Genomic DNA, 17,458 nt, shown 5'->3' with positions numbered 1-17,458 from the left:
TTTCCGACGCACCCCGAATCACGGATTGCCATGAAGCTCCACACGCTGCTGACGCTCGGCGTCTCGACGATGCTCGTCGCCGCCTGCAACCTGTTCCATGACGGCCCCGGCGCGACCGACATCGACGCGGCCGTACGGCGCTCGCTCGAAGCCGAAAACCACGGCGGCCTGAACGCGCTGCTCGGCCAGCCGCTGCCGGTGTCGGCCGACGTCGTGTCGATCAAGGCCGACGGCGACTGCAAGAAGGCCAGCGAGCGCACCTACACGTGCAACGTCGTGTTCACGTGGCGCAACCCCGACAATGCGCCGACGCGTGCGGAACTGACCTTCGTGCAAGGCGCCGACGGCGCATGGCAGACGTCGAACGTCGACGCGGCGCTCGCGACGGGCGCGGCGAAATCGATGATCGACCGGATCGGCAAGGCCTGGCCGGGGAACGCGGCGAGCGCGGCGTCGGCGCCGCAGTAAGCGGCTGTCCATGCACCGGCTGCGCCGGCGCGCGTTCGCTCGAACGTCGTCCATCGGCGCGGCCCGCACGTTATCGTCAGACGAATGACGCGATGCGCAACTCACGATGCCGGTCGACTTTTCGCGTACCGCCGGATACCGCGTCACGCCCGCCAATACCTCATCAGGGAAAACCCTGATTTTGAGATATAATGTCGACCTTGAAGAAAGGTCGAACCATGCCTGAACGTTTCCAAGCTATTGAAAGAATTGCTTTTTCGATGATCTGCATGTCCGCGGTCGTGTGTTCCGCGTTCCTCGCGTACGCGCAGCATCCGGAGATCAAGGATGCGCTGCATCAAGGCGAAGCGCTGATGCGCGAAAGCGCGAAGTATTCGGCCGTTTGCGCGCCGACGTCGGCCGACCCGTGCGTCGAGATGTCCGCATACTGATCGCGATGGCGTGCCGCAACGGCACGCCGGTTTTCCCGCCCGACACCCACCCCGCATCGCCGTCCGCGCCGGCCCGAGCCGTTCGATCCGCCCGATCCGCCCGATCCGCCCGATCCGCCCGATCCGCCCGATCCGCGCCGCGGTCCTCGTCCATTCCTTGCGCATCCCCGCGCACCGCGCCCAGATGACCGGAATGTAATGTCCGGGTGCGCAGCAGGTAAGGTCGCGCACGCTACGCTGTCTCGCATCCCATCCCCGAACCGGGTCGATCCGCGCCGGCGCCTGGCCGTGCGGGCTTCTGCTGCTGCCGTGATCGTCCCGGGTTCCATCCGGAGCGCGTCATGAACCAGCTTGCGTCCATTCGCACCTTCGTCAAGGTAGCCGAGCACCGGAGCTTCGCGAAGGCCGCGAAAAACCTCGGCGTCTCCGCATCGGTCGTCACGCGCAGCGTCGCGCTGCTCGAAAAGCATCTCGGCGCGCAACTCGTCAACCGCACGACGCGCAGCATGTCGCTGACGACGACGGGCGAACTCTACCGGCAGCACTGCACCGAACTGATCAGGCTGCTCGAATCGATGGACGCGTGCATCGCGATGGCGGCCGGCATGCCGGCCGCGACGCTGAAGCTTGCCGCGTCCGCGTCGTTCGCGTCGACCGACCTGCCGCGCCTGCTCGCCGCGCATCGCGCGTTCGAGCCGCGCACCACGTTCGATCTGACGGTGTTCGACAGCATGGCCGACGTCGCCGTCACCGATTTCGACGTGTGCTTCGGCACCGAGCGCCGGCTGCGCGATTCGACGCTCGTGTGCCGTTCGCTCGCGCGGATGGGCGACGTGATCGTCGCCAGTCCGGACTATCTCGCGCGCCACGGCGCGCCGCAGGCGCCTGACGAGCTGGCGTCGCACGACGCGCTGCTGACCACGGACGCGCCGGGCAGCTACTGGGAATTCGGCGACGACTACGGCACGTACCGTGCGGCCGTGCGGCCGATCCTGAATGCGCAGCCGCCGCTGACGGTCAAGCGCGCGGCGCTCGCGGGACTCGGCATCGCGCGGCTGCCGCGCGCACTGATCGCGGCTGAGCTGGACAGCGGCGCGCTGCGGCCGCTGCTCGCGCATGCCGCATTGCGCGACGGCGAGCGTACCGTGTGGGCGCTGTATGCGAAGCAGTCCCGTCAGACGTTCGCAGTGCAGAATTTCGTCGAATTCGTCGTCGCGCACTACCGCCGAAACGACCCGGCATGCAACGGCAATGCGGCGGCCGGCGTGGACGGGACGCGACACGAGCCGGTCAATTCTGAATTGATCCCGACCGAAAATTCGTAGCACCTACAGTGTGTGCGGCCGTCACGTTTCCGTCATCGAACGCGAATGCAATCGCGCATGCGGAAGCGGCCGGCGATTCTCAACGCACACCTGGAATCCCGACCATCATGAAAAAGCGATTCATCGCCGGCTTTGCCGCCGGCGCCGCACTCGTGCCGCTGACCGGATTCGCGCAAAGCAGCGTGACCCTGTACGGCGTGATCGACGAAGGACTGAACTATACGAACAGCGCGGGCGGCCACGCGACCTGGCAGATGCAGAGCGGCTTCGCGCAAGGCAGCCGCTGGGGGGTGAAGGGCGCCGAGGACCTCGGCGGCGGACTGAAGGCGATCTTCCAGCTCGAGAACGGCTTCGACGTCAATTCCGGCGCACTCGGGCAGGGTGGCCGGATGTTCGGCCGGCAGGCGTATGTCGGGCTCGCGTCGGACCGGTACGGCTCGCTGACGTTCGGCCGCCAGTACGACTCGGTCGTCGACTACCTCGCGCCGCTGACTGCGAACGGCAACTGGGCCGGCTACCTGATGTCGCACCCGTACGACAACGACAACACCGACAACTCGTTCCGCCTGAACAACACCGTCAAGTACACGAGTCGCACCTACGGCGGCTTCTCGTTCGGCGGCCTGTACGGTTTCAGCAACCAGGCCGGCGGGTTCGCGAACAATCGCGCTTACAGCGTCGGCGCGCAGTACACGGGCGGATCGCTGACCCTCGCCGCCGCCTACATGCGGATCGACAATCCGGGCGGCAGCCAGGCGGGCTCGCTCGCGACCGACGACACTGATTTCTTCGCGGGCCGCCAGCAGGTGTGGGGCGCCGGGATCAACTACTCGATCGGCGCGCTGCTGCTCGGCTTCGTGTACAGCCATACGAGCGTCGACGACGCGACGGGCTCGACCTACGTCGGCAGCTTCGCGAACCCGGCGAACAGCCTCAAGTTCGACAACTTCGAGGTGAACGCGAAATACCAGTTCGCCAAGAACCTGTTCGTCGGCGGAATGTACACGTACACGCTCGGCCGCTTCGACAGCGCGGCCGGCAACGTGAAGCCGAAATGGCATCAGGCGGGCCTGATGGCCGACTACTTCCTGTCGCCACGCACCGACGTGTACGTACAGGGGATGGTTCAGCACCTGGCGGGCGGCAACGCGATCGCGGCGCCGCTCGACACCGCGTACATCACCGGCGCGGCGTTGCCGTCGTCGACGTCGAACCAGTTCGTCGTGCGCGTCGCAATGCGCCATCAGTTCTGATGTGCACACCTGCCGGACGCGGCGGCCTCGCGCCGCGCCCGGCGCGGCGTCATTGCGATGACGTCGACACGTCGGCCGGCGTGCCGATCGACGCGGTCGCGGTCGGCATCGGCAGATCATGCTGGATCGCATAAAGCTGGCGATTCCGCGCGACCTGGGCCGGCGACGGCGGATAGTCGTTCCGGTTCGACGGCAGCAGACCGTCGGCTTGTGCGTCGATCAGCTGCTGACGGACTTCGGCGCGCGTGAGCGGCGCCTGGGTGGACTGGGCGAACGCCGACGCGCCGAACGGCAGCGTGAGCGCGGCAACGACGAAGGCAGCGACGATTTTCATGGCGACTCCTTGGCGAATGAATGAGTGGGGGGGCCCACGCTTTCCATTCTGGTTGCCGCGCCCGTCGCGAAACTGACCCGCGGATTACAGTTCGGTAATCAACGGCCTTCGCGCGGCCGCGACGCGTTCCGCGCCAACCGTTTCCCGGTAACATCGGCGCATGGGATCACCGGAGCCGATCATGCGCATCCTGATAGTCGAAGACGAGCCGAAGACGGGCGCGTACCTGAAGAAGGGGCTCGAGGAATCCGGCTTCAGCGTCGATCTCGCGAAAGACGGCGCGGAAGGGCTGCTGCTCGCGCAGGAAGAAACCTATGACGTGATCGTGCTCGACGTGATGCTGCCCGTGCTCGACGGCTGGGGCGTGCTGAAGCGGCTGCGCGAGACGCACACGACGCCCGTGCTGTTCCTGACCGCGCGCGACGACGTGCAGGACCGCGTGCACGGGCTCGAGCTCGGCGCGGACGACTATCTCGTGAAGCCGTTCGCGTTCGTCGAGCTGCTCGCGCGGGTGCGCACGCTGGCGCGCCGCGGGCCGCCGCGCGAGACCGAGCGGATCACGGTCGGCGACCTGGAAATGGACGTCGTGCGCCGCCGCGTGCGGCGCGGCTCCGTGCGGATCGACCTGACCCCGCGCGAATTCGCGCTGCTGCAGCTGCTCGCGCGCCGGCACGGCGAGGTGCTGAGCCGCACGCAGATCGCGTCGTACGTATGGGACATGAACTTCGACAGCGACACCAACGTCGTCGAGGTCGCGATCCGCCGCCTGCGCGCGAAGATCGACGACGATTTCCCCGTCAAGCTGATCCACACGGTGCGCGGCGTCGGCTACGTGCTCGAACCGAAGGAAAGCGCATGACGCTCGGCCGTTCGCTGACGGCGACCCTCGCGGTGGCGTTCGGCGCGACCACGCTCGCGGTGTTCGCGCTCGTCGGCAGCTATGTGTATGTCGGGCTCGAGCGGCAGGTGCGCACGCAGGACGATCTCGACATCGTGCTCGCCGCGCGGCACGCGCGCCGGCTCGCGGGCGAGCTCGACTCGCTCGGCGGCGTGCGCGCGCACGCGGATCGCCTGACGAGCCTCGTGCTTGGCAACAAGGCGCTGTCGATGGCCGTCGCCGATGCGAAGGGCAACGTGCTCGCGCGTCACAACGTCGAGCGGACCGAATTCGAGGACCTGCCGGCTTCCGCATCTCCCGCAACTCCCGCGTCCGGCACGCCCGACACCGCACCACCCGATGCCGAACTGTTTCCGCCGCACGTCGCGCCCGTGCCCGCCGACGCGCGGATCACCGACGCGCAGATCGCGAGCTGGACCGCCGACGACGATATGCCCGTGCGCGGCGTCGTCACCGATGCCGCGCTGCGCGACCATACGCTGATCCGGATCGCGGTCGCGCGCAACATGAGCGACCGCATGCGCCTGCTCGACAGCTATCGCGACAAGCTGAAGCTTGCAGGCGCGCTCGGCGTGCTGCTCGCGATGCTGCTCAGCTACTGGCTGATCCGCACGACGCTCGCGCCGCTGCGCGAGATCGTGACGAACACCGGCCGGATCACCGTCGACAAGCTCGACACGCGGCTCGACGCATCGCGTGCGCCGCGCGAGCTGCGCACGCTCGTCGACGCGCAGAATGCGATGCTCGGCCGTCTGCAGCAGGCGTTCGGGCACCTGTCGCAGTTCAGCGCGGATCTCGCGCACGACCTGCGCACGCCGCTGAACAACATGCGCGGCGCGACCGAGGTCGCGCTCGCGCGGCCGCGCTCGACCGACGAGTACCAGGCGCTGCTCGAATCGAATCTCGAGGAATACGACCGGCTCGCGCGGATGATCGAGAACGTGCTGTTCCTCGCGCGCGCCGAGCATCCGGGTTTCGTCACGCGCCAGCGCGCGTTCGACGTGCACGACGAGCTGACCCGCATCGCCGGTTATTTCGAAGGGCTCGCCGACGAAGCCGGCTCGGTGCTCCGGGTCGAAGGCAGCGGCCGGCTGACCGCCGACATCGAGCTGTTCCGCCGCGCGGTCAGCAACCTGCTCGCGAACGCACTGCGCTATACGCCAAAGGGCGGCGAGATCACGCTGAGCGTGCGCGAAACCGCGGCGTCGGTGCAGGTCGTCGTCGCGAACCCGGGCGAGCCGATCGATCCGGCGCTGTTGCCGCGCATCTTCGAGCGCTTCGTGCGCGGCGATCCGGCACGCAGCGGCGGCGGCCCGGGCGGCACCGCCGGGCTCGGCCTCGCGATCGTACGCTCGGTGATGGAGCTGCACGGCGGCACCGCGCGCGTCGAGAGCGACGCGGCGGGCACGCGTTTCATCCTCGATTTCCTCAAGACTTAGGCGGCGTGACCGCATCCGCGCGCGCAGCCTGCCAGCCGCCGCCGAGCGCTTTCAGCAGCGCGACCGCGGCTTCCATCCGGCGTGCGGCGATCTGGTCGGCGAGGCGCCGGTTCGACAGCGCGATCGTCTGCGCGGTCACGACGTCGAGGTAACTCACCGCGCCCGCGTTGAAGCGGTTCGTCGTCAGCCGCAGCGACAGGTCCGCCGCGTCGCTCGCGCGCTGCTGGCTGCCGGCCTCCGACGCCAGCGTGTTCATCGCCGACAGTTCATCCTCGACCTGCTGGAACGCGACGAGCACGGTCTGCCGGTAGTCGGCGACCGCGCCGTCGTACTGCGCGGTCGCGCCGCGCAGCGTCGCGCTGCGGCGCCCGCCGTCGAACAGCGTGCCGACGAGTTGCGGGCCGAGCGACCAGAACAGGCTCGGCGCGGTGAGCCACGGCGCGAAGAACGAACTCTCGAGGCCCGCGCTCGCCGACAGCACGAGATCGGGGAAGAATGCGGCGTGCGCCTCGCCGATCTGCGCATTCGCGGCGGCGACGCGGCGTTCGGCGGCCGCGATATCGGGCCGGCGTTCGAGCAGTTGCGCCGGCATGCCGGCAGGAATCACCGGCACGTCGAACGGTTGCACGCGCGGCGGCAGCGTGAAGGTCGAAGCGTTCTCGCCGACGAGCGTCGCGATCGCATGCTGGAGCTGCGCGCGCGACACGTCGATGTCGGCATTCTGCGTGCGGGTCGATTCGAGCTGCGTCGCGGCCTGTGCGACCGCGGACGCATCGATCGCGCCCGCCGCGAGCTGCTGCTTCAGCAGTTTCAGCGCATCGGCGTACGCGTTCACGGTGTCGTCGAGCAACTGCTTTTGCGTGTCGAGCGAGCGCAGCGCGAAATAGTCGGTCGCGAGTTCGGCAGCGACCGACAGCTTCACGGCCTGCAGGTCGGCGGCACTCGCGTCGGCGTTCGCCTGTGCGCCGGCCACCGCGTCGCGCACGCGGCCGAATACATCGGGTTCCCAGCTCGCGGTGAGGCCGGCCAGATAATCGGGCGTGGTCTTGCCCGCGAGCGACGAGCCGAGCTTGTTCTGCGAAATGCGTGATCGGCTTTGCGCGACGCCCGCCGTCACCGTCGGCAGGAAGCCGGCATGCTGGTAGTCGACCATCGCGCGTGCTTCCTGCAAGTTCGCGACCGCTTTCTTCACGGTCTGGTTCGACACGTCGACGCGCGCCTCGAGCGCGTTCAGGTCGGTGTCGCCGAACACGGTCCACCACGTGCCGCGCGGCACGGCGTCGGCCGGTGCCGCGACATTCCAGCCGGGCTGCGCGGCCGGCGCGCCCGCGTAATGCGCGGGGATCGCGACGGCGGGACGGGAATAGGGCGGCAGCGTCGAGCAGGCGGCGAGCATGGCGGCGACGCCGAGCGCAACGACGCGGCGCGCGAATGGGAGTGGTCTGAAGGGGCGCATGCTTTGCAATCCTTGCTGTTCGGTTCGACGGGTCAGCCCCGGCCACTCGCCCCTGCGGGCGGGATAGTGTTGCCCGCAGCGGAAACCGCCGCGACAGGCTTGGGCAGCGTGCCTGCTGCGCGAGTCGTCGCGACAGCCGATCCCGCGACGACGGGCGTTGCCGGTATCGTTCCGTTAGCGGACGTGCCGGCGGTCGGTGCAACGGATGCATTGGGCCGGGCGGCGGCCGAGCCGGCGGACGGCGACACGGCGCCCGACGCGCTTGCGGCGATCGCGCCGGACGCCGAAGCCGCGCCTGCCGGCACCGCGCTGTGCGCAACCGACACGACCCGCACGGCCTCGCCGGCCGCAATCGAATCCCCCGGGTTGTCGATCACGCGATCGGTCGCGCCAAGTCCCGAAACGATCTCGACGTGCGTGCCGAAATCCCGCCCGATCTGCACGGTCTTCAGCGCGGTGCGGCCGTTCGCGCCGACGGTCGCGACCGTCACGCCGTCCGGCCGGTACAGCAGCGCGCTGACAGGCAGCTCGAACGCGGGCGCCGCGCTCGGCACGAGCAGGTGGGTCTGTGCGTACGCGCCCGGCATCAGCGCGCCGTCGCGGTTGTCGACGTCGATCTCGACGCGCAGCGTGCGCGTGACGGGATCGATCGCGCCGGCGCTGCGTGCGACGTGCGCGGCGAAGCGCCGCCCCGGGTACTGCTGCGTGGTCAGGTAGACGGCCGTGCCGGCCGAGATGCCCGCCGCGCTGTCCTGCGGCACGTCGACGAACACGCGCAGCCGGTCGGTCTGCTCGAGATGGAACAGCTCGCCGGAAAGCCCCGGACTGCCCGGCGTGCCGCCCGCCGTGACGAGCGTGCCGACGTCGACGTTGCGCGCGGTGATCACGCCGTCGAACGGCGCGGTGATCGCCTCGTACGACACGAGCTCGGTCAGGTGCGCGACGTTCGCCTGCGCGGACGCGAGCATCGCGCGCTTCGCATTCATGTCGGCGACCTTCGTGTCGGTGTCCTGCTGCGACACCGACTGCGTCTTCAGCATGTCCTGCCAGCGCCGCGCGGTCGATTTCGCATAGTCGTAGTTCGCCTGCGCGGTCGCCGCGTCGGCGCGCGCCTGCCGCAACTGCGCGTCGAGATCGGGCGCGGCGATCTGTGCAAGCGTCTCGCCGGCCGTCACGTGCGTGCCGATGTCGGCGCGCCAGTGCGCGATGTAGCCGCTCGTGCGCGCGTAGATCGATGCCTCCGCGTAGGGCATCACCGAGCCGGGCAGCGTCAGCGTCTGGCTCGCGGGCGCGGCGCCGGGCAGGATCACCGAGACCGGCAGCGCCTGCTGCGCGGCGACCTGCGTGCGCTGTGCGGCGCGCGCGTCGATACGCGGCACGATGCCGATCGCGAGCAGCGCGACGGCGGCCGCGATCGCGGCGAGCGGGGCCTTCAGCGATCGCCGGCGGCGAGGCGGCGCCGATTCGGGAGCGTCGTGCTCGCCTCGTGCATCGGGGGCATCGTGCGCATCGGCACGCGCAGTCGCAGCCGCGGGTGTCTCGAACGTATTGGATGTATTGGACGCAACAGGCGCATCGGCGCTCGGCGGCGGGGCGAGGGGTTCGGTCGAGTCGTTCATGGTCGGTGGGATCGGGCGAGTCGGACGGAATCGGAACGGGTCAGGATTGCTCGGGACGAATCAGGGCATCGCGGGCGTGTCCTGCGCGCGGCGCGCAGCGGCCGCGTCGCGGCGCCGCGCGAGCCACGCATGGACGAAGCCGAACACGACGGGCACGAACAGCAGCGTCGAGATCGTGCCGAACGCGAGGCCGCCGATCACCGCGCGGCCGAGCGGCGCGTTCTGCTCGCCGCCGTCGCCGAGGCCGAGCGCCATCGGCAGCATGCCGATCAGCATCGCGAGCGCGGTCATCACGACCGGGCGGAAGCGGCCGAAGCCGGCGTCGAGCGCGGCCTGCCACGGCGGCGCGCCGTCGCCGATCCGCTCGCGCGCCGCGTTGACGACGAGAATGCTGTTCGCGGTCGCGATGCCGATGCACAGGATCGTGCCGGTCAGCGCGGGCACCGACAGCGTCGTGTTCGTGACGAACAGCATCCACGCGATGCCCGCGAGCGACGCGGGCAGGCCGCTGACGATCACGAGCGGGTCGAGCCACGACTGGAAGTTGACGACCATCAGCAGGTAGACGAGCGCGATCGCGAACACGAGGCCGGTGAGCAGCCCGCCGAACGCTTCGTGCATCGCCTGCACCTGGCCGCGCAGCACGATCGACGAGCCGGGCGGCAGCTGCGCGCGCGCGTCGTCGACGAGCTTGGTCACGTCGGCCGTGACGCCGCCGAGGTCGCGGCCCTGCACCGACGCGAAGATGTCGAGCACGGGCTGCACGTTGTAGTGCGATACGACCGCCTGCTGCGTCGCGCGCGTGAAGGTGCCGAGCGTGCCGAGCAGGTTTTGCGCGGGCGCGCCGGCGGCCGGTCCGTCGGCGGGCGTCTGCGGCGCGCGGGCGTCGGTCGGCAGCGGCACGTTCGCGAGCGCCTGCAGCGAATCGACCGCGTACTGCGGCGTCTGCACCAGCACCGGATAGCTGACGCCATTGCGCGGATCGAGCCAGAAGTTCGGCGTCGTCTGCGAACTGCCGGACAGCGCGATCAGCAGGTTCTGCGACACGTCGCGCTGCTGGAGCCCGGCCTGGATCGCCTTCGTGCGGTCGACGTTTACGTCGATCGCCGGTTCGTCGCCGGGTTGCTGGATGCGCGCGTCGACGAGGCCGCGCACGCCGCGCAGTTGCGCGAGCAGGCGGTTCGCAACCGCGCGGTTCTGGTCGAGCCTGTTGCCGACGATCTGGATGTCGATCGGCGCCGGCAGCCCGAAGTTGAGGATCTGGCTGACGATGTCGGCCGGCAGGAACGCGAACGTCACGCCGGGGAACGCCTGCGCGAGCTGGTTGCGCAGCGTCGACACGTACGTGGCGGTCGGGTGGTGGTTCGGCTTCAGCGTGATCATCACGTCGGCGTCGCCGGTGCCGACCGGGTCGGACGAGTCGTACGTGAGGTTGATCCCGCTCACCGGCACGCCGATGTTGTCGAGCACGCCGGCCAGTTCGTTCGCCGGAATCACCGAGCGGATGCGCGCCTCGACCTCGTCGGTGATGCGCGCGGTTTCCTCGATCCGCGTGCCGGTCGGCGCGCGCAGGTGCAGCCGGATCTCGCCCGTGTCGACCGACGGGAAGAAGTCGCGGCCCGCGAATGCGAACAGGCTCGTCGACGCGACGCACGCGAGCAGGAACGCGGCCGCGAAGCGGCGGCGATGCGCGATCGCCGCCGACAGCAGCGCGCGATAGCGCAGCCGGGCGGCCTCGAAGCGACGCTCGAAGCCCGCCTGGAAGCGCGCGATGGGCGCGAACACGCCGCGCGGCGGCCTGCCGTGGCCGCGTGCGCGCATCAGCACCATCGCGAGCGTCGGCACCAGCGTGCGCGAGAAGAAATACGACGCGGCCATCGCGAAGATCACGGCTTCGGCCATCGGCACGAACAGATAGCGCGCGACGCCGGTCAGCAGGAACATCGGCACGAACACGATGCAGATCGACAGCGTCGACACGAAGGTCGGCACCGCGATCTCGCCCGCGCCGGTCAGGATCGCGTCCTCGAGCGGCGCGCCGCGTTCGAGGTGGTGCGTGATGTTCTCGATCGCGACCGTCGCATCGTCGACGAGGATGCCGACCGCGAGCGCGAGCCCGCCGAGCGTCATGATGTTGATCGTCTCGCCAAGTGCCGACAGCGCGAGCAGCGAGCTCAGCACCGCGAGCGGAATCGACACCGCGATGATCAGCGTCGCGCGCCAGCTGCCGAGGAACAGCAGGATCATCAGCGCGGTCAGGCACGCGGCGATCAGCGCCTCGCGCACGACGCCCTGGATCGCCGACTTCACGAACACCGACTGGTCGCCGAGCGCGCTGATGTGCAGCGCCTTCGGCAGGCCGGCCGCGATCTTCGGCAGCATCGCCTTCACCTGGTCAATGATCGTGAGCGTCGATGCGCTGCCGGTCTTCTCGACGGTGAGCAGCGCCGCGCGCTTGCCGTCGGCGCGCACGATGTTGGTCTGCGGCGCATAGCCGTCGCGCACGTGCGCGACGTCGCGCACGTAGACGACATTGCCGCCGATGGTCTTGACCGGCAGGTTGTTCAGCGCGGCGACCGTCTGCGTGCTGCCGTTCATCTGCACGTTGTATTCGCGCGTGCCGATCTTCGCGGTGCCGCCCGGCAGGATCAGGTTCTGCGCGTTGATCGCGTTGACGACGTCGATCGGCGCGAGGCCCTTCGCCTGCAGCGCGCGCGTGTCGAGATCGACGACGATCTGGCGGATCTTGCCGCCGAACGGCAGCGGCACGGCCGCGCCTTGCACGGTCGCGAGCTGCGTGCGGATGAAGCTGTTGCCGAGGTCGTACAGCTGCTGCTCGGCGAGCGTGTCGCTCGACAGCCCGAGCTGCAGGATCGGCACCGTCGACGCGTTGTACGTGATGATGTTCGGCGGCAGCGTGCCCGGCGGCAGGATGCGCAGGATCGACGCCGAGTTGCTCGCGGCTTCCGCGATCGCGCGATTGATGTCGGCGCCCGGGTGGAAAAAGATCTTCACGACCGACACGCCGTTCAGCGACTGCGACTCGATGTGCTCGATGTCGTCGACATCGGACGTGAGCGCGCGTTCGTAGTTCGACGTGATCCGCTTGGCCATGTCCTCGGCCGAGAAGCCGTTGTACGACCAGACGATGCTGACGACCGGAATGTCGATGTTCGGAAAGATGTCGGTCGGGGTGCGCAGGATCGCGAGCGGCCCCGCGATGAAGATCAGCAGCGCGAGCACGACGAACGTGTAGGGCCTGCGCAATGCGAGGCGGACGATCCACATGATGTTGTTCCTCGAAGCAGGGCACGGTCGCCGCGTCGATACGGCGAGTGCGCAGTGTGCTGCCCGCGCGTTGACCCGCGTCTGACCCGAAGATTACGAACCTGTTATCTGCCCTCTACACGAATCCGGCGCGATCCAGCACAAATCCGCGATCTGCACGACGATCGGCAGATTGCGAATTTGTCATCTGGCGGTCAGGGTCGTGCAGGGGCCGCTCGCCACAATGAACGTGTCGGCCGATGCACCGCACCGGCGGTCAGGCCGGCCGCGCAGCGACGATGCGCGTGCATCGACATTTCGACACTTCATCGAGGAGCACCACCATGAAACGCAAACTGATGGCCGCCGCCGCACTGCTCACCATCGCGATCGGCATGCCGGCCGCCGCTTTCGCGCAGACGACCACGACAAGCGGCGTGACGCGCGCACAAGTGATCGCCGATCTGATCCAGGCGCAGCGCGACGGCACCGTACCCGCGCCGAACTGGGACTATCCGCCGAGCCAGCGGACGATCGAGCGCAATCGCGAGCTGTATGCGCTCGGCCACGGCGAACAGGGCGTCACCGCCAGCCACGCGTCGGCGTCCGTGCCGACGTCGAGCGAGCAGTGACGCGGGCGTATGCACGATGAACCTCCCGTCCCGACTCCCGCTGATCGTGCTGCTGGCGCTGCTGGCGTCAGCAGTCGCGCCGGCCTTTGCACGAGGGCAGCCGCAATTGCCGGACGACAACGGCAATCGCGCGAACGTGTTGCGCGAGCTGCAGCCGCTGAGCGCGGCCGACAGTGCGGCCGAAAGCGCGGCCCCGCGTGCGACGCGGCACATCGATGCGAACGCGCCGCAGCCGGCGCCGGACACCGGCCGCGGGGCTGCGCCGGCGCACTGAGGTCCGCCGTCGTCGACGCGTTCGCCGCACGCATGCGGCACAGGCCGTGCGGGCCGCAACGACGGCGGCCCGCGTCGCGCGCGGACTTCAGCTCGCCGTCACGACGTTGCTCGGCGCGCCGTCATGAAACGCGGCGACGTTGTCCACCAACTGATCCGCGAGCGCCTGCATCGCCTCGTCGCTCGCCCAACCGACGTGCGGCGTGAGGATGAACCCCGGATGCGACAGGATTGCGTGGAACGGATGCGCGGCCGGCAGCGGTTCTTCGGTGACGACGTCGAACCCTGCGCCCGCAATCTGCCCCGAGCGCAACGCATCGACGAGCGCCGCTTCGTCGACGAGCCCGCCGCGCGCGGTGTTGATCACGAGCGGCCGGCGCGCCATCCGCGCGAACGCGGCCGCATCGACCAGATGCCGGGTCGCGGGCGTCAGCGGGCAGTGCAGCGACAGCACGTCGCACTGTTGCAGCAGCGTATCGAGCGGCGCGTAGCCCGCTTGCGGATCGGTATGGGCGCCATGCGCGGCGAACAGCACGCGCATGTCGAGCGCGCGCGCGATGCCCGCGACCGCACGTCCGAGCACGCCGTCGCCGACGATGCCGAGCGTCGAGCCGGCCAGGTCGCGGATCGGAAAATCGAAGAAGCAGAACTGGCCGCTGTCGAGCCAGCGGCCCGCGCGCACCGCGTCGCGATACGCGACGAGACTGCGGCGCAGCGCAAAGATCAGCGCGAACGTATGCTCGGGCACCGTGCGCGCCGCGTAGCCGCGGATGTTGGACACGACGATGCCGCGCGCCGCGCAGGCGTGCAGGTCGACGTTGTCGGTGCCGGTCGCGGCGATCGCGACCAGCCGCAGCCGCGTTGCGCCGGCAAGCGCCGCCGCGTCGAGCCGGACCTTGTTGACGATCACGACGTCCGCGTCGCGGATGCGCGCGGCGACATCGCTTGGCGCGCTCCGCTCGAACGTGCGCAGTTCGTGCGGAAACGGAAACGGCTTCAGGACGGTGTGCGGCGACAATGTCGCGCGATCGAGAAAGACGATGTTCAGCGAAGCTGACGAGTGGGACATGGCGGCGCCTGTGGGGTTCGATGACATGCGGGTGACGTGAGGGTGACGTGCGTCCGGCGGACGCGGCAAGCGCACGATTGTGCGCGCCGCGCGGCGTCGCGCATTGCCCGTTGCTCCACCGCACTTTCCGATACGGAAAGCCGGCTCGCGGGCGCCTCGGCCCGCCGGTGAGCGATCGCACGCCGACGCGTGCCTTTCCGATCCGGAAAGGCTGCTTGAGCATCGATCGATATTCGGCGCTTCCGAACCCGGTCATGATCGCCGCCATGGACAACACGACTTCTTCGGAGACAGCCATGACGAGACCGCTGGACGGCATTCGCGTGCTGGAGCTCGGGCAACTGATCGCGGGGCCTTTCGCAGGCCGGATGCTCGCCGAGTTCGGCGCGGACGTGATCAAGGTGGAACCGCCGGGCACCGGCGACCCGCTGCGCAAGTGGCGGATGCTGCACGACGGCACGTCGGTCTGGTGGGCCGCGCAATCGCGCAACAAGACGTCGCTGACGCTCGACCTGCGCACGCCGGAAGGCCAGGACGTGATCCGCCGGCTCGCCGCCGACGCCGACGTGCTGATCGAGAACTTCCGTCCCGGCACGCTCGAAGGCTGGGGGCTCGGCTGGGACGTGCTGTCGGTGCTCAATCCGCGGCTGATCATGCTGCGCGTGTCGGGCTACGGGCAGACCGGGCCGTATCGCGACCGGCCGGGCTTCGGCGTCGTCGCCGAGGCGATGGGCGGCCTGCGGCACCTGACCGGCGAGCCGGGCCGCACGCCGGTGCGCGTCGGCGTGTCGCTCGGCGATTCGCTGTCCGCGCTGCACGGCGTGATCGGCGTGCTGCTCGCGCTGCGGCATCGCGAGCAGCAGGGCGGCAACGGTCAGGTGGTCGACGTCGCGCTGTACGAGTCCGTGTTCAACATGATGGAGAGCCTGCTGCCCGAATACTCGGCGTTCGGCGCGGTGCGCGAGGCGGCCGGCAGCAGCCTGCCCGGGATCGCGCCGAGCAATGCATACGCGTGCCGCGACGGCAAGTACGCGCTGATCGCGGGCAACGGCGACAGCATCTTCCGGCGCCTGATGGACCTGATCGGGCGGCCCGACCTCGGCAATGATCCCGCGCTCGCGCACAACGACGGCCGCGTCGCGCAGGTCGCGCGCATCGACGCGGCGATCGGCGCGTGGACCGCGCAACACGCGCTCGACGACGTGCTGGCCGCGCTGAACGAAGCGCGCATTCCGTCGGGCCGGATCTACGACGTCGCCGACATCGCGGCCGATCCGCATTACCGTGCGCGCGACATGATCGTCGACGACACGCTGCCGGACGGCACGCCGGTTCTCGTACCGGGCATCGTGCCGAAGCTCGGCGCGACGCCCGGACGCATCGAGCGCGCGGCGCCCGCGCTCGGCGCGCACACCGACGCCGTGCTCGACTCGCTCGGCATCGATGCGGCGACGCGCGACGGCTGGCGCGCGCGCGGCGTGATCTGAACCCTGACGGACGACCTGACGATGAAAGGCAAACGGCTCTACCTCAATGAAGTCGCGACACGCGACGGCTTCCAGAACGAAGCCCGCTACGTCGACACCGACGACAAGATCGCGCTCGTCGACGCGCTGAGCGCGTGCGGGTACGCGAAGATCGAAGTGACGTCGTTCACGTCGCCGAAGGCGATCCCGGCGCTGCGCGATGCGGAAGGCGTGATGCACGGCATCGTGCGCGTGCCGGGCGTCGTCTATACGGTGCTCGTGCCGAACGTGCGCGGCGCCGAGCGCGCGCTGTCGTGCGACGTCGACGAAGTGAACCTCGTGATGTCGGTCAGCGAGAGCCACAACCGGACCAACCTGCGGATGACGCGCGAGCAGTCGTTCGCGCAGCTGCGCGATGTGATCGATGCGGTGCGCGGCACAGGCGTCGCGGTCAACGTGTCGCTGTCGACCGCGATGGGCTGCCCGATGGAAGGCGATGTGCCGGCCGAAGCCGTGCTCGCGTGGATGCAGCGTTTCGCGGATCTCGGCGTGCAGGGCGTCACGCTGTGCGACACGACCGGCATGGCGTACCCGTCGCAGGTGCGCGAGCTGTGCGAACGCGCGACAGATCGCTTCGGCGCGCTCGAACTCACGCTGCACTTCCACAACACACGCGGGATGGCGCTCGCGAACACGCTCGCCGCGCTCGACGCGGGCATCGTACGCTTCGACGCGTCGCTCGGCGGGCTCGGCGGCTGCCCGTATGCGCCCGGCGCGACCGGCAACGTCTGTACCGAGGAGCTCGTGCACATGCTCGAGCTCGACGGCTACGATACGGGCATCGACCTCGCGGCGGCGCTCGACGCGGCCGCGCGGCTGCCGGCGCTGATCGGGCATGACGTGCCGAGCCAGATCCTGAAGGCCGGGCGCCGCTCGGACCTCCATCCCGTTCCCGCGGACGGCCAGATGCCGTCGCAGCAGGCGTTTTCATGACGGTGCGCGCGACGCTTCGCGACGTCCGGACATCCACGACAAGGAGAAGAACATGGCGCTGATCGACCACCTCGATCACCTCGTGCTGACGTGCGTCGACCCCGACGCGACGAAGCATTTCTATACGGAAGTGCTGCAGATGCAGCTCGAAACCTTCGGCGCGGGACGGATCGCGTTCCGCTTCGGCAACCAGAAGATCAACCTGCACGTGCGCGGATCGGAGTTCGAGCCGAAGGCGCACCTGCCGGCGCCGGGGGCGCTCGACCTGTGCTTCATCGCGTCGGTGCCGCTCGACGACGTGATCGCGCACCTGAAGCGCATGGAATGGCCGATCGTCGAAGGGCCGGTCGAACGCACGGGCGCAACGCAGAAGATCCGCTCCGTCTACGTGCGCGATCCGGATCTCAACCTGATCGAGATCTCGGAACTGATCTGACGTTTGCCTGCGGCTTGCCGTGCGTCGATTGCGCGGCAACGCGGAAGTCTCGCGCGCGCGGCCGGGCGATCCGGCCCCCGCGCGCGTTTGCGTTGCGCC

At 69.3% G+C, this 17,458-nt stretch carries 16 protein-coding genes; 11 read left to right on the top strand and 5 right to left on the bottom strand.

The features are described 5' to 3' along the window. Positions 1–30 precede the first annotated feature (30 nt). From ACV229_RS03045 to ACV229_RS03030, 4 genes are all read left to right on the top strand, one after another. Complete coding sequence (locus ACV229_RS03045; RefSeq protein WP_448081652.1) at positions 31–468, top strand: hypothetical protein; 438 nt, start codon at positions 31–33, stop codon at positions 466–468. Positions 469–686: 218 nt separating this feature from the next. Then, positions 687–899, top strand: a complete 213-nt coding sequence (locus ACV229_RS03040; RefSeq protein WP_448081651.1) for a hypothetical protein — start codon at positions 687–689, stop codon at positions 897–899. Between the two features lie 341 nt (positions 900–1,240). After that, a complete protein-coding gene (locus ACV229_RS03035; RefSeq protein WP_448081650.1) occupies positions 1,241–2,224 on the top strand; it encodes a LysR family transcriptional regulator in 984 nt (327 codons plus the stop codon). Positions 2,225–2,331: 107 nt separating this feature from the next. Beyond that, complete coding sequence (locus tag ACV229_RS03030) at positions 2,332–3,477, top strand: porin (RefSeq protein WP_448081649.1); 1,146 nt, start codon at positions 2,332–2,334, stop codon at positions 3,475–3,477. Positions 3,478–3,526: 49 nt separating this feature from the next. Here ACV229_RS03030 and ACV229_RS03025 read toward each other — a convergent pair whose 3' ends face one another. Further along, the gene (locus ACV229_RS03025; RefSeq protein ID WP_448081648.1) at positions 3,527–3,811 is read right to left on the bottom strand and encodes a DUF4148 domain-containing protein; all 285 of its coding nucleotides are present in this window, start codon (positions 3,809–3,811) and stop codon (positions 3,527–3,529) included. Between the two features lie 181 nt (positions 3,812–3,992). On the opposite strand from ACV229_RS03025, the gene ACV229_RS03020 reads away from it, so the two are divergent. Then, entirely contained in the window at positions 3,993–4,670 is a 678-nt protein-coding gene (locus tag ACV229_RS03020) for a heavy metal response regulator transcription factor (RefSeq protein ID WP_448081647.1), read from the top strand. Beyond that, positions 4,667–6,148: a heavy metal sensor histidine kinase gene (locus ACV229_RS03015; protein WP_448081646.1), complete on the top strand. Its 1,482-nt coding sequence runs from the start codon at positions 4,667–4,669 to the stop codon at positions 6,146–6,148. The genes ACV229_RS03020 and ACV229_RS03015 overlap by 4 nt, the downstream gene beginning before the upstream one ends. Here ACV229_RS03015 and ACV229_RS03010 read toward each other — a convergent pair. Genes ACV229_RS03010 through ACV229_RS03000 form a run of 3 tightly spaced genes read right to left on the bottom strand, consistent with a single transcriptional unit; the run spans position 6,138 to position 12,511 of the window. Continuing rightward, positions 6,138–7,604: an efflux transporter outer membrane subunit gene (locus tag ACV229_RS03010; protein WP_448081645.1), complete on the bottom strand. Its 1,467-nt coding sequence runs from the start codon at positions 7,602–7,604 to the stop codon at positions 6,138–6,140. The genes ACV229_RS03015 and ACV229_RS03010 overlap by 11 nt on opposite strands. A gap of 32 nt (positions 7,605–7,636) precedes the next feature. After that, complete coding sequence (locus tag ACV229_RS03005) at positions 7,637–9,223, bottom strand: efflux RND transporter periplasmic adaptor subunit (RefSeq protein WP_448081644.1); 1,587 nt, start codon at positions 9,221–9,223, stop codon at positions 7,637–7,639. A gap of 60 nt (positions 9,224–9,283) precedes the next feature. After that, positions 9,284–12,511, bottom strand: a complete 3,228-nt coding sequence (locus ACV229_RS03000) for an efflux RND transporter permease subunit (RefSeq protein WP_448081643.1) — start codon at positions 12,509–12,511, stop codon at positions 9,284–9,286. Positions 12,512–12,834: 323 nt separating this feature from the next. Between ACV229_RS03000 and ACV229_RS02995 the strand changes: the two genes are divergently transcribed. Further along, positions 12,835–13,122, top strand: coding sequence for a DUF4148 domain-containing protein (locus ACV229_RS02995; RefSeq protein WP_448081642.1), 288 nt, complete (start codon positions 12,835–12,837; stop codon positions 13,120–13,122). A gap of 16 nt (positions 13,123–13,138) precedes the next feature. Then, positions 13,139–13,396: a hypothetical protein gene (locus tag ACV229_RS02990; protein WP_448081641.1), complete on the top strand. Its 258-nt coding sequence runs from the start codon at positions 13,139–13,141 to the stop codon at positions 13,394–13,396. An 87-nt stretch (positions 13,397–13,483) separates the two neighbouring features. Here ACV229_RS02990 and ACV229_RS02985 read toward each other — a convergent pair whose 3' ends face one another. Next, the gene (locus tag ACV229_RS02985) at positions 13,484–14,464 is read right to left on the bottom strand and encodes a D-2-hydroxyacid dehydrogenase (RefSeq protein WP_448081640.1); all 981 of its coding nucleotides are present in this window, start codon (positions 14,462–14,464) and stop codon (positions 13,484–13,486) included. 296 nt (positions 14,465–14,760) lie between these two features. On the opposite strand from ACV229_RS02985, the gene ACV229_RS02980 reads away from it, so the two are divergent. Genes ACV229_RS02980 through ACV229_RS02970 form a run of 3 tightly spaced genes read left to right on the top strand, consistent with a single transcriptional unit; the run spans position 14,761 to position 17,359 of the window. Then, on the top strand, positions 14,761–15,951 hold the full coding sequence (locus ACV229_RS02980) for a CaiB/BaiF CoA transferase family protein (protein WP_448081639.1): 1,191 nt from the start codon (positions 14,761–14,763) through the stop codon (positions 15,949–15,951). A gap of 21 nt (positions 15,952–15,972) precedes the next feature. After that, the gene (locus tag ACV229_RS02975; RefSeq protein ID WP_448081638.1) at positions 15,973–16,923 is read left to right on the top strand and encodes a hydroxymethylglutaryl-CoA lyase; all 951 of its coding nucleotides are present in this window, start codon (positions 15,973–15,975) and stop codon (positions 16,921–16,923) included. A 52-nt stretch (positions 16,924–16,975) separates the two neighbouring features. Further along, positions 16,976–17,359, top strand: coding sequence for a VOC family protein (locus ACV229_RS02970; protein ID WP_448081637.1), 384 nt, complete (start codon positions 16,976–16,978; stop codon positions 17,357–17,359). Positions 17,360–17,458: the final 99 nt, after the last annotated feature.

The organism is Burkholderia sp. MR1-5-21 (genome assembly GCF_053427715.1).
The sequence above is the reverse complement of the archived record's forward strand: the minus strand, read 5'-3'. Positions and strand labels throughout refer to the sequence as shown.

Coding starts and splice junctions, on each gene's coding strand:
- ACV229_RS02990 (WP_448081641.1), top strand. CDS start 13,139: ATGAACCTCCCGTCCCGACTCCCGCTGATCGTGCTGCTGGCGCTGCTG.
- ACV229_RS03020 (WP_448081647.1), top strand. CDS start 3,993: ATGCGCATCCTGATAGTCGAAGACGAGCCGAAGACGGGCGCGTACCTG.
- ACV229_RS02970 (WP_448081637.1), top strand. CDS start 16,976: ATGGCGCTGATCGACCACCTCGATCACCTCGTGCTGACGTGCGTCGAC.
- ACV229_RS03010 (WP_448081645.1), bottom strand. CDS start 7,604: ATGCGCCCCTTCAGACCACTCCCATTCGCGCGCCGCGTCGTTGCGCTC.
- ACV229_RS03025 (WP_448081648.1), bottom strand. CDS start 3,811: ATGAAAATCGTCGCTGCCTTCGTCGTTGCCGCGCTCACGCTGCCGTTC.
- ACV229_RS02995 (WP_448081642.1), top strand. CDS start 12,835: ATGAAACGCAAACTGATGGCCGCCGCCGCACTGCTCACCATCGCGATC.
- ACV229_RS02975 (WP_448081638.1), top strand. CDS start 15,973: ATGAAAGGCAAACGGCTCTACCTCAATGAAGTCGCGACACGCGACGGC.
- ACV229_RS03035 (WP_448081650.1), top strand. CDS start 1,241: ATGAACCAGCTTGCGTCCATTCGCACCTTCGTCAAGGTAGCCGAGCAC.
- ACV229_RS03045 (WP_448081652.1), top strand. CDS start 31: ATGAAGCTCCACACGCTGCTGACGCTCGGCGTCTCGACGATGCTCGTC.
- ACV229_RS03030 (WP_448081649.1), top strand. CDS start 2,332: ATGAAAAAGCGATTCATCGCCGGCTTTGCCGCCGGCGCCGCACTCGTG.
- ACV229_RS03040 (WP_448081651.1), top strand. CDS start 687: ATGCCTGAACGTTTCCAAGCTATTGAAAGAATTGCTTTTTCGATGATC.
- ACV229_RS03015 (WP_448081646.1), top strand. CDS start 4,667: ATGACGCTCGGCCGTTCGCTGACGGCGACCCTCGCGGTGGCGTTCGGC.
- ACV229_RS03000 (WP_448081643.1), bottom strand. CDS start 12,511: ATGTGGATCGTCCGCCTCGCATTGCGCAGGCCCTACACGTTCGTCGTG.
- ACV229_RS02985 (WP_448081640.1), bottom strand. CDS start 14,464: ATGTCCCACTCGTCAGCTTCGCTGAACATCGTCTTTCTCGATCGCGCG.
- ACV229_RS02980 (WP_448081639.1), top strand. CDS start 14,761: ATGACGAGACCGCTGGACGGCATTCGCGTGCTGGAGCTCGGGCAACTG.
- ACV229_RS03005 (WP_448081644.1), bottom strand. CDS start 9,223: ATGAACGACTCGACCGAACCCCTCGCCCCGCCGCCGAGCGCCGATGCG.